We start from the raw sequence: 14,581 nt of genomic DNA, 5'->3' as shown, positions 1-14,581 counted from the left end.
TCAGAACTCCTTACCCAGTTCGGCCAGGACGGTGCCGGTGTCGGCGATGGGTTCGGCCTGGACCGCCATCCGGTCCAGGACCTCCAGATAGGCGACCACCTCGGCGGGCCGGTCCACATAGACCGCACCGGTGAGGCTCTCGGTGTAGACCACGTCCGGGAGTTCGGAGAACCCGAAGCGGAAGTAGTGGAAGGGGCCGAAGGCCCCGGGGTGCGGTCCCGCGGCGAACCGCATGACCTGGAGCCGGACCTTGGGCCAGTCCAGCGCGGCGGTCAGATGGTCGATCTGCTCGCGCATCACCTGGTGGCCGCCGACCGGGCGCCGCAGCACCGTCTCGTCGAGGATGGCCCATATGGTCGGCGCGTCCGGTTTGGTGAGCAGGCTCTGCCGCTGGACGCGCAGGGCGATCCGGCGGTCCAGCTCCTCCTCGCTGTCGTTGGGGAAACCGATGCGCAGTACCGCTCGGGCGTAGTCCTCGGTCTGGAGCAGTCCGGGGACGTAGTGCGGCTCGTACGCGCGGATGACCGTCGCCTCGCTCTCCAGGCTGACGTACGCGCTGAACCAGTCGGGCAGGACATCCCGGAACTGATGCCACCAGCCCGGCTGGTTGGCCTCCCGGGCCAGGGCGAGGAAGTCCTCGATCTCCGGACCCCGAACCCCGTAATTGCGCAACAGCTCCTTGACGTACGGGATCTTGAGGCCGACCTCCGCCTTTTCCATCCGGCGGACGGTCAGCGGGGTGACCTCGATGGCCTGGGCGGCCTCCTCGAAGGAGACCTTGGCCCGCTCGCGCAACTGGCGCAGGCGTTTGCCCAGCACCCTGCGCAATACGGTGGGGGCGGCTCCGGCCGGCCGTGCCTCGCTCACGTCCCGCCTCCCGAACTGGCCGTCATATGCCCGCACAGTGTGCCACGTGTTCCGGCGACATATACAGCACGAGCGGATCGGTTTGAAATTATCAGAACGACGCTTGCGGGGTGAGTGTGTCACCACCCATAGTGAGCACGTGACCCATCTCACCCTCCATGGCGAGGGCTCCCAACCACCCCTGCCCACAACGTCGTTGAGGTGCCCGGCTGTCCGGTCGGCGCCCCGCGGCGGGGATCCCGCAGATCGCCGTGGCCCGAGCTCGGGACGGTCACGGTGACGCACGACGCACAGCCCACGGGCGTACGCCAGAACGCCGCCGTCAACAGCGCGTTGGCCACCGCCCTCAAGGAATCCGGATGCTCCTACGCCGCGTTGGCCCACCGGGTCAACGAGCTGGGCCGTCGGCAGGGATGCCAGTCGAACTACGACAAGGCCTCCGTCACCCGCTGGCTCCAGGGCGGACAGCCGCGCGGCAGCACCCCGGAGCTGATCGCCGCCGTGCTCTCCCACCGGCTCGGCAGGCCCGTCGGCCCCGCCGAGCTCGGCTTCATAGCCGACCGACAGCGCCCGGTGGTCGCCAGGGCGCTGGCCTACCGGGAGGACGTAAGCGAAACCTTGCACACGCTCGCCGAACTCGGCTCCACCGATATCTCCCGCCGCAGCCTGCTGGGTGCGGTGCCCTTCGTCGCCGGCGCGCTGGTGACCCCACAGCGCGAATGGCTGCTGTGGCTGGTCGAGAACCAGGACTCCGCCCGTCTGGCCGCCGTGGCCGACGGCGGCCGCGTCGAGCAGGTCCACGCGGCCATCAGCATGTTCGACGAGATGGACAACCGGTTCGGCGGCGGCCAGGTCCGCGCCAGCATCGTGCTCTATCTGTCGACCGAGGTCGTCCCCATGCTCCAGCAGCGCGGCGCGCCCCCGCACGAGCGGCGCCAGCTGTTCACCGCGGCCGCCAAACTGGCCGCCATGGCCGGCTGGAGCAGCTATGACAACGCCGAATACGGCCTGGCCCAGCGCTATATGACACAGGCGCTGCGGCTGTGCGCGGAAGGCGGCGACCGGGTGCTCGGCGGTCAGATCCTCGCCGGGCTCTCCCATCTGTCCACCAACCTGGGTCAGCCCGAGGCGGGGGTCGAGCTGGCCCGGGTGGGGGTGGCCACCGCGAAGCACGCGGGCAGTCCGCTCGGTCTGATGCGGCTGCACGCCATGGCAGCCCGCGGATACGCCGCCCTCGACCAGCCCCGGGAGGCGTCCAAGTCGCTGCGCGCGGCCGACGCCCAGCTGGAGGCCAGCCGCGGCGCCGAGCAGGAGTCGCCGTGGGTGCGCTTCCTCGACCACCACTACCTGGCGGCCGAGGCCGCGCTGTGCTTCCGTGACCTGGGCAACTCCGCGGAGGCCGAACACGCGGCCGCAGAGTCGGTCCGTGCCAACGCCGACCGGCGCCGCCGCCAGGCCATCAGCCGGTCCGTGCTGGCCACCGCCTACCTCCAGCAGAACCGGCTGGACGAGGCGCTCGGGGCCGCGGGCGAGGCGCTGGACACCCTCAGCGGGGTGCACAGCGAGCGCTCGGTCCAGGCGCTGCGCGACTTCCGGGCACGGCTGCGGCCGCGCCAGAAGGAGCCTCTGGTCAGGGAGTTCGAGCGACGGTCGCGAACCGTGCTCGGCACCGCCGCCTGACCGGTGGCGCCCGGCAACGCCCCTTCGGGGGAGCGCCGGGTGGCAGCCGGCCCCGTCCGGTGGATCTTCGAGGAGCAGCCCGGTGCCAGGTGTCGCGGGCTGAGATCCGCCGGACGGGGCCTAGTAGCCCCCCGGCGTAGGGGCGTTCTGGGCGCGGTCGACGGGCAGGTGAGCGCCGGAGACACCGCTCGAGGCATCCGAGAGCAGGAACGCGACGACTCGGGCGACCTCTTGCGGCGCCACCAGCTCGCCGTGGGGGAACTCCGCCGTGAACCGGGCGAACGCCTCGGGCTCCTCGGCGCGCATCCGGTCCCAGCGCTTCCCGGGGATGAGCATCGACCCCGGTGAGACGGCGTTGACCCGGATGCCGTCCGGCCCCAGTTCGCGGGCGAGCGAGCCCGCCAGATGGATCTGGGCCGCCTTGGCGGCTCCGTACTGGGCCTGCGGCCCCGGCTTCCATCCGGAGATGGAGGCGATCACCACCACCGAACCGCCGCCCGCCCGCCGCAGCTGTGGCACCGCGGCCTTCACCAGCCGCGCGGTGTGACCGACGTTCATCTCCCAGGTCAGGGACCAGTCCCGGGCGTCGGCCTCCTCGAGCCCCCGCCCCTGTGCCCCGCCCGCGCAGGCCACCACGCCGTCCAGTCCGCTGAAACGTTCCGCCGCGGCAACGACGAACTCCTCCAGCCGGTCCGGCTCGGTGATGTCCAGGGCGCGGGTGAACAGCGGGCCGTATCCCTCGGCGGCCAGTGACGTCGTAAGTCCCCGCAGGTCACCCGCTGTCCGCGCACAGGTGGCCACCCGTGCGCCGTCCGCGGCCAGCAGTCGCACGATCTGTTCGCCCAGCCCCCGGGTGCCCCCGGTGACCAGAACCCGCTTGCCTTCCACACCGGACCGGACCCCCGGGCGGAGCTGCCCGTTCCTGTTCCCCTTCATGCGTGCCACGCCGGGACCGTACAGCCCGAACCACTACGCCCGTACAACCGGACAACCCCCATGCCCTCTCGCCCGCCGGTCGGTCCAACCGTTTGTCTACATGAACGGCGGCCGTTGACGCTGTGCGCTGCCTTCGAAGGAGGAATCATGCCGGTATCCGGCACTCACCGCGACCGGGCCCTCTCCGCCCATGGCAGCCGGTCCAGGCGGGTCGGGCAGGGCGCGCCCCCCACCCGCCACCAGCACGGATGCGGCGTGGTCGGTCGCCAGAATGCGCTTACCCGCTCCCCAGGACATCAACCACGCCATGTGTACGTATGCCCTCAGAGCCGACAGACCGAAGAGGACCGTGAGGACCGACACCGTGAGCCGTTCCTTTCCAGGGCCGCCGAAGCGGCCGGCGTCGGCCGATGAGGGAGGTGAGCCGACCATGTCCACCTTGTCCACGACCACCGCACTCGCGCCGTCCGCGAGCCGACCCCGCGCCGAGCCGGCCGGCGGGCAGCACACCGTCCCCCGTCGGCGAGGGGGGACCCCGATGACGTCCGTGGACACCTGCCGGCTCTTCCGCGCCGAATTCCCCGCGCTGGCGGACCGGGCCTCCGCGGTGCGCCGTATGGTCACCGGCCATCTGCGCGAATGGCGGCTCGACGCGCTGGTGGACTCTGCCGTCATCGCCACCAACGAACTGTTCGCCAACGCCGTGGAGCACGGCAGCCGCGGCCCCGCCGACACCGTCATCATCACCGTCTCGCTCGAGAACCGCGGCCATGAGCTGCGGGTCGAGGTGGCCGACGGCTCGCCCGTCGTCCCCCGGTTCCGTGAGGCGGCCCCGACCGCCGAGTCCGGACGGGGGCTGGCCATCGTGGACGGCCTGGCCGCGGACTGGGGCACCGCGCCCCCCGACCCCGGGAGCGCGGGCAAGAAGGTGTGGTTCACGCTGCCGCTCGAGAGCCGGTCATGAGGGCGGGGGAGCGGCGGGCGCGGCTGAGCGCGGAGGTCGACGCCGCCGACTGGCTGCTGTCCGGCAGCGAGGACCCCGGCCGGGTACGGCTCCAGTGGGCCAGTGGCAGCGGTCTCGCCGATCTTCCGGTGGGCCCGCTCTTCGACCTGGTCAGAATGGCCGACGACATCGGCGCCGCGGTGATCCAGGCCCTCCAGCGGCGGGACGCGGCCACCGGCCCGGTGATGCTGGCCACCGCCAGCCATGTGCTCTCGTTCCTGGTGCCGCCCGGCTCCGCCGCCGAGTGGAAGACGTGGCTGGCCGGAACGGCGTACGCCCGTCGGCGCTCGGTGGCCGCGGCCGGACCGGGCCGGATCCTGCGCTGCCCCCGGCCGGGGTGCGTACGGCAGGGCCATGTGTGGCTGATCCGCCCCGGCGGTGGACTGACCGACAGCCGCACCCTGCGCGCCGCGCTGGAGGAGGCCACCGACCGGCCCGTCGACCGGCTCGCGGGCGCGCTGTTCCGCTGAGCGCTCCGCGGGAAGCGCCGCGACGCGCTCAGAACGGGCGCAGGCTCTCCGGGACCTCCACCACGATCGTGGCCCGCTTCTCCCCGGCTGTGACGCCTTCCCGTCTGGCCCAGGGCTCGGCGGAGCGCATCCACGCGGGCAGCCCCGCGGGCAGATCCGCCTCGGGGATGGCCGCGAGATCGGCCGGGGTGAAGCCGGTGCTGCCGTACGGGGCCAGGGGCCGTGCGTGGTCGGGGCGGACGATCGCGCCGTGCAGGGCCTCCAGAGCGGTGTTCCAGTCGGCCAGCAGCTTCGCCATCGCCGTGGCCAGCGGGGTGCTACCGGAGGAGGACGCGCTCTCGGGGTAGGTGGGGTGCAGCATGTGCTGGTAGGCGCCCCGGTAGCGGCGTCCGGTCGGGGTCGCCTGCCAGGTGCGGAACGCGGTGTCGGCCAGTCCGCCGAAGGCGATGACCGCCTCCACCGGGTTGTGCTCCATCAGGGCGTCCAGCCAGGCGTGGCGGTAGTCGGCGATGGCCGGGTCATGGGCGTGGGCGGTGCCGCCGCTCTGCCCGTACACGCTGTAGAGAAACGTGTTGACCATGACATAGCCGGTGTCGATGCCCAGTTTGACCAGGAATCCCTGGACGCGGCGGCCCGCCGCGCCCACCAGGATCCGGCGGGTGACCGCTTCGTGCGCGGCCGGATCCTGTCCGATGACCAGGATCCTGGCGCTTCCGTCGAGCCGTCCCCGGTGGAAGACCGGTCCCCACTCGACGCGGAAGTCCGCCGGTGGATACACCTCGGGGCCGGGATGGGAGCGGACCAGGGTGGCGTAGGGCTCATGGGCGTACCCGGGATCGAAGTCGTGCACCGCGGACTCCTCCTCCGTGGGGGCTTACCGGTCTCTCCTCCGGATGGGCCGAAGAACAGGGCATAACTGGATAAGTCACATCATCATCGCTTAATGGGGCGGCGGTCGCCCGTGGACGGCCGCCGGTCTGGAAGCGAGGTGAAGGGACGCGCCATGCCACCTCCGGTGGACACCGAGGAGGACCCGCGGTTCGCGCTGCGGGGCCGGATCGTCACCATGGACCCGCATGGCACCGTGCTGGACGACGGTGTGCTCTACATCGGCCGGGGCCTCATCGACGCGGTGCTGCCCGCGGGCGCGCCCAGGCCGCCGGGCCATGAGGACACCCCGGTCGTCCGCACCGGCGGCACCGTCTACCCCGGTCTGATCGAACTGCACAACCACCTGCCCTACGACGTGCTCCCGCTGTGGCGGATCCCCGAGCGCTACGGCAACCGCTCCGACTGGGGCGGCCGGGTCAATCCGGCCTACCGCACCCTGGTCACCGGGCCGATGACGGTGCTCGGCGAGGACCCCGGACTGATGCCCGCCGTGGTGCGCTACGTGGAGGCCAAGGCCCTGGTCAACGGCACCACCACCAGCCAGGGCATCGCGCTGTTCAGCAACACCGGCTCCCGCCGGATGTACCGCGGCATCGTCCGCAACGTCGAGGCCACCGACGACCCCGCACTGCCCGAGGCCGCCTCCCGGATCGCCGATGTCGAGGCGGTGGACGCCCACCGGTTCCTCACCCGGCTCCAGCAGCCCCACCGGCTGCTGCTGCACCTGGCCGAAGGCACCGACGAGGAGGCGCGCCGCCACTTCCAGGACCTGGAGTTCGAGACCGGCCGGTGGGCGATCACCGACAACCTCGTCGGCATCCACTGCACCGCGCTCAGCCCCGAGGACTTCACCGTGCTGGCCGGGCACGGCGGCTCCATGGTGTGGTCCCCGCTGTCGAATCTGCTGCTGTACGGCCGCACCGCGGACATCGCCGCCGCCCGCCGCACCGGCATGCTCATCGGGCTCGGCTCGGACTGGTCGGTCTCCGGCAGCAAGGGGCTGCTGGGCGAGCTCAAGGCGGCCCGGCTGGCCTCCGCCGCCGCGGACGGGGTGCTCAGCGACCGTGACCTGGTCGCCATGGCCACCCGGGACGCGGCCGCCATCCTGCGCTGGGAGCGCACCCTGGGCTCGCTGCGACCCGGGATGCGCGTTGATCTGATCGCCGTCGCCGGAGCCGACGGCAATCCGTACACCGCCCTGATCGACGCCCGCGACCGGGACATCACCCTCGTCGTCATCGACGGCACACCCCGCTACGGCACCACCGCCCTGATGCGGAAGCTCACCCCCGACCCGGCCGAACTGGAGCCGCTCATCGACGGGGCGCCCGCCGGCCGCAGCGTCCGGCTCCGCCAGACCGCCGCCGATCCGGTGGTCGGCGGTCTGACCCTCACCGAGGCCGCCGAACGGCTCAGCCACGCCCTCGCCGATCTGCCCGGCCATGCCGAACGGGCCGCGCGGCGGGCCCCGCCCCGGGCGGAGGAGGGCCCGCGGTGGCGGCTGGCCCTGGACGAGATCGAGCCCAACGGCACCGAGCTGCGCCCCCGGCTGGCGCCGCGCGGAGCGGCCCGGCGGGCCCGGCCGGGCCCCGGCGGCCCCGAGATCGCTCCGCTCGACGTTGACCCGGCGGCGCTGACCGCCCTGGCTCTGGACGGCCTGACGGCCGGGGCCGACCCCGGATTCCTGGCCAGCCTGGCCGCCGAACCCAATCTGCCCCCGGACTACGCCGCCGAACTGTCCGACCTGCTGACCTGACCGTTCCCGACGCACCCCAGGAGCCCCCATGGCAACCGGCATCTCCGTCCACATCGGACTCAACCAGGTCGACCCCGCGGCCTACGACGGCTGGAGCGGTGAGCTGAACGCCTGCGAGCAGGACGCCACGGACATGGCCGGGCTCGCCGACAACGCGGGGTTCGACGTCACCGATCCGCTGATGAGCCCCGCCGCCACCGCCGAGGCGGTCATCTCCGCGCTGGAGGCCGCGGCCGGGCGGCTGGTGCGCGGCGACATCCTCTTCCTGACCTACTCGGGCCACGGCGGCCAGGTGCCCGACCTCAACCACGACGAGACCGGCGACCGGCTGGACGAGACCTGGGTGCTGTACGACCGGCAGCTGGTCGACGACGAACTCTTCGATCTGTTCGGCAAGTTCGCCAAGGGGGTGCGGATCTGGATGCTCTCCGACAGCTGCCACAGCGGCACCGTGGCCCGCGAACTGCCGGAGATCCTCAGCGCCCGCGAACTGGACCGCCGGTTCAACACCGGCGACCCCGACGAGATCGGCCGGAAGATCAGGGCCATGCCCCAGACGGTGCAGTCCACGGTCTACCGGCGCGACCGCGAGATCTACGACCGCATCCAGAAGGCCCGCACCGCCAAGGACCTCGCCAGGATCGAGGCCAGCGTGCTCCAGATCTCCGGCTGCCAGGACAACCAGACCTCCGCCGACGGCATCGTCAACGGCCTGTTCACCGGTACCCTGCTGGAGGTCTGGCGCGGCGGCGCCTTCGCGGGCAGCTACCGGGCGCTGCACCGGGAGATCGTCAAGCGGATGCCCCCGGACCAGAGCCCCAACCTGTTCCTGGCCGGAGCGTCGAACCCGCCCTTCGCCCGACAGCGCCCCTTCACCATCTGATGGCACGGGCGTATCCCACTGGTGTGCGGGGGTACGCCCGGCGAGGTATGACAGAAGAAGCGCACACGAGCCGGTGAGGTGCCGGTATGACGAGGCATGACCGTCTTGACCAGGGCGGCGAGGCGGGCATGAGCGGCCTGACCGCCGCCCCGGGAGGCGTACTCGACCTGTTGCGGGTCGCCGCCGTGGTGCTGGACGGCGACGGCCGCATCGTGCTGTGGAGCCCCGAGGCGGAACAGCTGTTCGGTTACCGTGCCGCCGATGCGCTGGGCTGCCGTGCGGACCGGCTGCTGGTCCACCCCGAGGACCGCCGGTCGGCCGTGGAGCTCTTCGCACGGGTGCGGGCGGGCGACACCTGGGCGGGCGTCTTCCCGGTGCGCCACCAGGACGGTCGTACCCTTCAGGTCGAATTCCGCACCATGGGCCTGCGCGATGTGCACGGCGACGCCTACGCCCTGGGGCTCGCCGCCGACGAGGGGACCGTCCGGCGGCTGGAGACCGACCTGGCCGTCTCCGGCTTCCTCATCAAACAGTCGCCCGTGGGACTGGCGGTCTTCGACACCGAGCTGCGCTGGGTACGCGCCAATCCGTCCCTCCAGCAGATGAACGGGCTGACCGAGCACGAGGTGCGCGGCCGCCGGATCGCCGAGGTGCTGCCGGGGCTGGACGTCGCGGCCATGGAGACCGCCATGCGGCACGTCCTGGAATCCGGCGAGGCGCTGCTGGACCAGCAGAGCGTCGGCCGCACCCCCGCCGACCCCGACCACGACCACGCCTGGTCGGACTCCTACTACCGGCTGGAGGACCCCAGCGGGCGCATCCTCGGCGTCGCCGTCTCGGTCATCGACGTCTCCAAGCGCCACCGGGCGGCCAGCGAGATCGCCGAGGCGCGGGAGCGGCTGGCCGTCATCGCCGATGCCGGGGTCCGTATCGGCACCACCCTGGACCTGCGGCAGACCGCCCAGGAACTGGCCGATGTGACCGTGCCCCGGCTCGCCGACCTCGCGGCGGTCGATGTGCTCGACGCCGTGGTGCACCGCGAGGCCATGGCCCGGGTGCGCACCGACGGCTCGGCCCGCTTCCGGGCGCTGGCCGTGGCCGCGGGCTATCCCACCGAGGCGGTGCACGCGGCCGACCCGGTCGGCGAGATCGCCCGCTACGACCCCACCCGCCTGATCACCAAATGTGTGCGCGACGCCCAGCCGATCTTCGTGCCGAACGTCACCGAGCAGGACGTCCGCCGGATCGCACGTGACGAGGCCGCCGCCGCGGTCCTCCACAAGGAGGGCGTCCACTCCTATCTCGCGGCCCCGCTGATCGCCCGCGGCAGTGTGCTGGGCACCCTCAGCCTGCACCGCACGGTCAACCCCCGGCCGTTCGACGAACAGGACCTCACCCTCGCCTGCGAACTGGCCATCCGCGCCGCGCTGTGCATCGACAACGCCCGGCTCTACGGGCGGGAACGCGACGCGGCGCTCACCCTCCAGCGCAGTCTGCTGTCCCAGCAGCCCCGGGACCTGGACGGACTGGAGATCGCCTCCCGCTATCTGCCGGCGGTCAGCGCCGCGGGCGGCGACTGGTTCGACGTACTGCCGCTCCAGGACGGCCGCGTCGGCCTGGTGGTCGGGGACGTCATGGGCAAGGGCATCCACGCCGCGGCCATCATGGGCCAACTGCGCACCGCCACCCGGGCCTTCTCCCAGCTCGACCTGGACCCGGTGGACCTGCTGCGGCACCTCGACGAGATCACCCTCAGCCTCGGCGAATCCATCGCCACCTGCCTCTACGCGGTCTGCGACCCGCGCACCGGCCGGTGCGAGCTGTCCACCGCCGGCCATCTGCCCCCGGTCCTGGTGCACCCCGGCGGTGATGCCGAGCTGATCGAGATCCCCACCGGCGCACCGCTGGGCGTGGGCGGCGTCCCCTTCGCCGCGGTCGACTGCGAACTGGCCGAGGGCGCGCTGCTGGCCCTGTTCACCGACGGCCTGGTGGAAAAGCGCCATCAGTCGCTGGACGTCGGACTGCACACCCTGGTCCAGCTGCTGCGCCGGCACCACGGTTCCCTGGAGCGGATCTGCGACCAGGTGCTGGCCGCGCTGCACGGCGCGCCGGACGACGATGTGGCGCTGCTGCTGGCCCGGCTGCGCGCGCCGTCGGGGCCCGACGGCGACGGCGGTCACGGCGCCGGGGTGCCGCGGAAGGTGGACCGGTAGGCGCTGGGGGAGACCCCGAGCGCGGTGTGCAGGTGCCGGCGCAGCGACGCGGCCGTGCCGAACCCCGCGTCCGCCGCGATCCGGTCCACCGGCAGATCGGTCTCCTCCAGCAGCTGCCGGGCGCGCTCCACCCGGGCGTGCGTCAGCCACTGCACCGGGGTCATCCCGACCTCCTCCCGGAACCGCCGGGAGAAGGTCCGTACGCTCATCGACTCCCGTTCGGCCAGCTCCCGCAGGCTCACCGGCCGGTCCAGCCGGGTCAGCGCCCAGGCGCGGGCCGCGCCGGTGGACGAGCCGCGCCGCTCGGGGACCGGCCGCCGGATGAACTGGGCCTGGCCGCCGTCCCGGTGCGGGGCCACCACCGCGCCGCGGGCGACCTCGCCGGCCACCGCCGATCCGTGGTCGCACCGGATCATATGGAGGATCAGATCGATACCGGAGGCGTCCCCGGCCGAGGTGAGCACGGACCCCTCGTCGGCGTAGAGCACGTCCGGGTCCAGCTCGACGGCGGGGAACAGCTCCCGGAAGCGGTCGGCCGCCTGCCAGTGGGTGGTCGCCCGGCGGCCGTCGAGCAGCCCGGCGGCCGCCAGGACGAAGGCACCGGTGCAGATCGAGGCGATCCGGGTGCCGGGGCGGACCCTCGCGAAGGCATCGCCGAGCGTGGCGCCGAGACGGCCCTCGGTCTGCGGTGGGTCCATCTCGTTGGCGGCCGGGACGATCACGGTGTCGGCCTCGGCCAGCGTCTCGGGCCCGTGGCGGACGTTCATGCTGACATCGGAGTCGGTACGGACCTCACCGGGGACCAGGGCGCAGGTCACCACCTCGTACAGCGGCTCGCCCGCGGCCGACACGGCTCGCCCGAACAGCCGGTGCACCATGCCCAGCTCGAACGGCAGCAGGCCGTGCCGGACCAGCACCGCGACCCGGTGGCGGCCGGTGTGCGCGACATACGGAACGCCAGGCATGGCGCGATTCTTTCACAGCACGCCGATCCGGCCATGACGCTGGTGGTTCAGCCCTCGGCCTTCGCCCGGCTCGGCTGCACCCGCTTCGGCTCGCCCTTCATCTTGGGGTGCTCCGGCGGGTAGGGCAGATCGCCCAGACCGTGCTCCCGCTCGTCCCGGTCGGCCAGCTCCAGCGCCCTCTCCAGCCGGAAGGCGTGCTCGTCCATGTCGGCGTGCACATCGCCCAGTTCCCGGAAGCGCACCGGCATGGTCGCCAGATCGAAGTCCTGCGGCCGGGCGTCGGGCACCTCCTCCCAGCGCAGCGGCGCGGAGACCGGGGCGTCCGGCCGGGGGCGGACGGAATAGGCGCTGGCGATGGTGCGGTCCCGGGCGGTCTGGTTGTAGTCCACGAAGATCTTGCTCCCGCGCTCCTCCTTCCACCACGCGGTGGTGATCCGCTCCGGCGCCCGCCGCTCCAGCTCCCGCGCGACGGCGATAGCGGACCGCCGCACCTGGGTGAAGGTCCACCGCGGCTCGATGGGAACGAACACATGCAGCCCCCGCCCGCCCGAGGTCTTGGGCCAGCCGCGCAGCCCCAGCCCGTCCAGCACCTCGCGCAGCTGGTCCGCCGCGCGCACCGCGTCCCGGTAGTCGGTGCCCGGCTGCGGATCGAGGTCGATCCGCAGCTCGTCGGGGTGCTCGGTGTCCTCGCGCCGCACCGGCCACGGGTGGAACGTCAGACAGCCCAGGTTGGCCGCCCACACCACCGCCGCCACCTCGGTCGGGCAGATCTCGTCCGCGTACCGCCCGCTGGGGAAGGAGATCCGGCCGGTGGGGATCCAGTCGGGCAGGTTCTTCGGCGCCCGCTTCTGGAAGAACGACTCCCCCTCTACGCCGTCCGGGTAGCGCTCCAGCGTCGTCGGCCGGTTCCGCAGCGCCCGCAGCACACCGTCGCCCACCGCCAGGTAGTAGCGGGCGAGGTCCAGCTTGGTGAAGCCGCGCCCGGGGAAGTACACCTTCCCGGGGTTGGACAGCCGCACCGTACGCTCACCGACCGTGAGCTCCACCGTCTCTCCCATACCGTCACGCTAGGCCCGCCCGCCCAAGGTCACCTCCCGGCGGGCGCCCGGCCCGCGCCCGACGGACAATCGGACACATCATGGACCTTCCGGTAATGCCCCCCGTCGCGCCGATGCTGGCCAAGTCCGCGGCCGCCATCCCGGCCGGGATGCGCTACGAGGCCAAGTGGGACGGCTTCCGGGCCATCGTCTTCCGTGACGGCGACGAGCTGGAGATCGGCAGCCGCACCGGCAAACCGCTCACCCGCTACTTCCCCGAACTGGCCGAGGCCCTGCTCGCCCAGCTGCCGCCACGCTGTGTGCTGGACGGCGAGATCGTCATCGTGCGCGGCGGGCGGCTGGACTTCGACGCCCTGCTGGAGCGCATCCACCCCGCCGCCTCCCGGGTCCGGATGCTGGCCGGAACCACCCCCGCCTCGTTCGTCGCCTTCGACCTCCTCGCCCTCGGTGACGCGTCGCTGATGGACACCCCGCTCCGCGAGCGCCGGGAGGCCCTGACCGCGGCGCTGCACGAGGCCGTCGACCCGGTCTTCACCGCCCCCTGGACCGACGACCAGCAGGTGGCCCGGCAGTGGTTCGAGAGTTACGAGGGGGCGGGGCTGGACGGCGTCGTCGCCAAACCCTTCGGCCTCGGCTACCGGCCGGGCGAACGCGTCATGGTCAAGGTCAAGCACGAGCGCACCGCCGACTGCGTCGTCGCCGGGCTGCGCCACCACAAGTCCGGGCCGGTCGTGGGCTCGCTGCTGCTCGGTCTCCACGACGCCACCGGCCGTCTCCAGCACGTCGGGGTGTGCGCCGCCTTTCCCATGCGCCGCCGCCAGGAGCTGATGACCGAACTGGAGCCGCTGCGCATGTCCACGGTCGAGGGCCACCCGTGGGCGGACTGGGCCCGCGAGGAGGCGCACGCCCAGGCGCGGATGCCGGGCGCGCCCAGCCGCTGGACCGGGGTCAAGGACCTGTCCTGGGTACCGCTGCGCCCGGAGCGGGTCTGCGAGGTGGCGTACGACCATATGCAGGGCGACCGCTTCCGGCACACCGCCCGGTTCCGCCGCTGGCGGCCCGACCGCGAACCGGACGACTGCACCTACGCCCAGCTGGAGGAGCCGGTCTCCTACGATCTGCGGCAGGTGCTGGGCAGCCGCCCGTGACACGCGGGGTCCAGGTCACCGCCGGGCGCCGCGGCTCGGGCGGCGGGCCATCCGGGCGAACCAGTCGCGCGCCGCCTCGGCCGCCTGCTCCAGCGTTCCGGGTTCCTCGAACAGATGGGTCGCGCCGGGCACCACATGGACCTCGTGCGGTGCGGCGAGCATGGCGGCTGCCTGCTCGTTCAGCCGCAGCACCTCGTGGTCGTCACCGCCCACCACCAGCAGCACCGGAGCGCTCACCCGGTTCAGCACCCCGCCCGCGAGATCCGGGCGCCCGCCGCGCGAGACCACGGCACCCACCCGGTCCGGGCGCTCGGCCGCGGCCGTCAGCGCCGCCGCGGCGCCGGTGCTGGCACCGAAGAGGCCGACCGGCAGCCCGGTGGTGGCCGGATGCCCGGCGAGCCAGTCCACCGCCCCCACCAGCCGCCGCCCCAGCAGCGGAATGTCGAAGCGGTGCTCGGCGGTGATCGCGTCCACCCGCTCCTCCGCCTCGGTGAGCAGATCGAACAGCAGGGTGGCGAGGTCCGCCCGCTGGAGCACCTGGGCCACCGCGCGATTGCGCGGGCTGTGCCGGGAACTGCCGCTGCCGTGCGCGAAGGCCACCACGCCGACGGGGTGTTCGGGCATGGCGAGATCTCCCACCAGCAGGGCGTCGTCCACGGCGATACGGGCGGTCTCGGAGCGCATCGGCACCTCCTGCCGGGGGTCGGGACG

Annotated in this window: 13 protein-coding genes; 7 read left to right on the top strand and 6 right to left on the bottom strand. The window is 72.8% G+C overall.

Translation table 11 applies throughout. The features are described from left to right. Positions 1-867 carry a helix-turn-helix transcriptional regulator gene (locus HUT19_RS04955; protein WP_176179261.1) on the bottom strand — a complete coding sequence of 289 codons (867 nt, stop codon included), beginning with the start codon at positions 865-867 and terminating at the stop codon, positions 1-3. A 276-nt stretch (positions 868-1,143) separates the two neighbouring features. Between HUT19_RS04955 and HUT19_RS04950 the strand changes: the two genes are divergently transcribed. Continuing rightward, complete coding sequence (locus tag HUT19_RS04950) at positions 1,144-2,547, top strand: hypothetical protein (protein WP_176179260.1); 1,404 nt, start codon at positions 1,144-1,146, stop codon at positions 2,545-2,547. 120 nt (positions 2,548-2,667) lie between these two features. Here HUT19_RS04950 and HUT19_RS04945 read toward each other — a convergent pair whose 3' ends face one another. Next, positions 2,668-3,483 (bottom strand): SDR family NAD(P)-dependent oxidoreductase, encoded by an 816-nt coding sequence (locus HUT19_RS04945; RefSeq protein ID WP_176186491.1) that lies wholly within the window; start codon positions 3,481-3,483, stop codon positions 2,668-2,670. A gap of 538 nt (positions 3,484-4,021) precedes the next feature. Between HUT19_RS04945 and HUT19_RS42805 the strand changes: the two genes are divergently transcribed. Beyond that, the gene (locus HUT19_RS42805; protein WP_254885444.1) at positions 4,022-4,447 is read left to right on the top strand and encodes an ATP-binding protein; all 426 of its coding nucleotides are present in this window, start codon (positions 4,022-4,024) and stop codon (positions 4,445-4,447) included. Then, positions 4,444-4,956, top strand: coding sequence for a hypothetical protein (locus HUT19_RS04935; protein WP_176179258.1), 513 nt, complete (start codon positions 4,444-4,446; stop codon positions 4,954-4,956). Before HUT19_RS42805 ends, HUT19_RS04935 begins: the two co-directional genes overlap by 4 nt. A 28-nt stretch (positions 4,957-4,984) precedes the next feature. Here the strand turns inward: HUT19_RS04935 and HUT19_RS04930 are convergent, their stop codons facing one another. Next, positions 4,985-5,806 (bottom strand): uracil-DNA glycosylase family protein, encoded by an 822-nt coding sequence (locus HUT19_RS04930; RefSeq protein ID WP_176179257.1) that lies wholly within the window; start codon positions 5,804-5,806, stop codon positions 4,985-4,987. Positions 5,807-5,959: 153 nt separating this feature from the next. On the opposite strand from HUT19_RS04930, the gene HUT19_RS04925 reads away from it, so the two are divergent. From HUT19_RS04925 to HUT19_RS04915, 3 genes are all read left to right on the top strand, one after another. After that, a complete protein-coding gene (locus tag HUT19_RS04925; protein WP_176179256.1) occupies positions 5,960-7,603 on the top strand; it encodes an amidohydrolase family protein in 1,644 nt (547 codons plus the stop codon). 28 nt (positions 7,604-7,631) lie between these two features. Next, positions 7,632-8,486, top strand: coding sequence for a caspase family protein (locus HUT19_RS04920; RefSeq protein ID WP_176179255.1), 855 nt, complete (start codon positions 7,632-7,634; stop codon positions 8,484-8,486). Between the two features lie 86 nt (positions 8,487-8,572). Then, positions 8,573-10,699: a SpoIIE family protein phosphatase gene (locus HUT19_RS04915; RefSeq protein ID WP_176179254.1), complete on the top strand. Its 2,127-nt coding sequence runs from the start codon at positions 8,573-8,575 to the stop codon at positions 10,697-10,699. On the opposite strand, the gene HUT19_RS04910 is transcribed toward HUT19_RS04915, so the two are convergent. Both HUT19_RS04910 and ligD read right to left on the bottom strand, forming a co-directional pair. Beyond that, entirely contained in the window at positions 10,663-11,664 is a 1,002-nt protein-coding gene (locus tag HUT19_RS04910) for a GlxA family transcriptional regulator (RefSeq protein ID WP_176179253.1), read from the bottom strand. The two genes, HUT19_RS04915 and HUT19_RS04910, sit on opposite strands and share 37 nt — an antisense overlap. 47 nt (positions 11,665-11,711) lie before the next feature. Next, the gene (gene ligD / locus HUT19_RS04905) at positions 11,712-12,722 is read right to left on the bottom strand and encodes a non-homologous end-joining DNA ligase (RefSeq protein ID WP_176179252.1); all 1,011 of its coding nucleotides are present in this window, start codon (positions 12,720-12,722) and stop codon (positions 11,712-11,714) included. A gap of 80 nt (positions 12,723-12,802) precedes the next feature. Here ligD and HUT19_RS04900 point away from each other — a divergent pair, with 80 nt between their 5' ends. Then, positions 12,803-13,870, top strand: coding sequence for an ATP-dependent DNA ligase (locus HUT19_RS04900; RefSeq protein WP_176179251.1), 1,068 nt, complete (start codon positions 12,803-12,805; stop codon positions 13,868-13,870). A 15-nt stretch (positions 13,871-13,885) separates the two neighbouring features. On the opposite strand, the gene HUT19_RS04895 is transcribed toward HUT19_RS04900, so the two are convergent. Beyond that, positions 13,886-14,554: a dienelactone hydrolase family protein gene (locus HUT19_RS04895; protein WP_176179250.1), complete on the bottom strand. Its 669-nt coding sequence runs from the start codon at positions 14,552-14,554 to the stop codon at positions 13,886-13,888. Positions 14,555-14,581: the final 27 nt, after the last annotated feature.

Source organism: Streptomyces sp. NA02950 (assembly GCF_013364155.1).
GTDB lineage: Bacteria > Actinomycetota > Actinomycetes > Streptomycetales > Streptomycetaceae > Streptomyces.
The sequence above is the reverse complement of the archived record's forward strand: the minus strand, read 5'-3'. Positions and strand labels throughout refer to the sequence as shown.

What these genes read in the sequence shown, in the direction of transcription:
- HUT19_RS04945 (WP_176186491.1), bottom strand. Translation starts at nt 3,483, where the DNA reads ATGAAGGGGAACAGGAACGGGCAGCTCCGCCCGGGGGTCCGGTCCGGT.
- HUT19_RS42805 (WP_254885444.1), top strand. Translation starts at nt 4,022, where the DNA reads ATGACGTCCGTGGACACCTGCCGGCTCTTCCGCGCCGAATTCCCCGCG.
- HUT19_RS04935 (WP_176179258.1), top strand. Translation starts at nt 4,444, where the DNA reads ATGAGGGCGGGGGAGCGGCGGGCGCGGCTGAGCGCGGAGGTCGACGCC.
- HUT19_RS04925 (WP_176179256.1), top strand. Translation starts at nt 5,960, where the DNA reads ATGCCACCTCCGGTGGACACCGAGGAGGACCCGCGGTTCGCGCTGCGG.
- HUT19_RS04920 (WP_176179255.1), top strand. Translation starts at nt 7,632, where the DNA reads ATGGCAACCGGCATCTCCGTCCACATCGGACTCAACCAGGTCGACCCC.
- HUT19_RS04915 (WP_176179254.1), top strand. Translation starts at nt 8,573, where the DNA reads ATGACGAGGCATGACCGTCTTGACCAGGGCGGCGAGGCGGGCATGAGC.
- HUT19_RS04910 (WP_176179253.1), bottom strand. Translation starts at nt 11,664, where the DNA reads ATGCCTGGCGTTCCGTATGTCGCGCACACCGGCCGCCACCGGGTCGCG.
- ligD (WP_176179252.1), bottom strand. Translation starts at nt 12,722, where the DNA reads ATGGGAGAGACGGTGGAGCTCACGGTCGGTGAGCGTACGGTGCGGCTG.
- HUT19_RS04900 (WP_176179251.1), top strand. Translation starts at nt 12,803, where the DNA reads ATGGACCTTCCGGTAATGCCCCCCGTCGCGCCGATGCTGGCCAAGTCC.
- HUT19_RS04895 (WP_176179250.1), bottom strand. Translation starts at nt 14,554, where the DNA reads ATGCGCTCCGAGACCGCCCGTATCGCCGTGGACGACGCCCTGCTGGTG.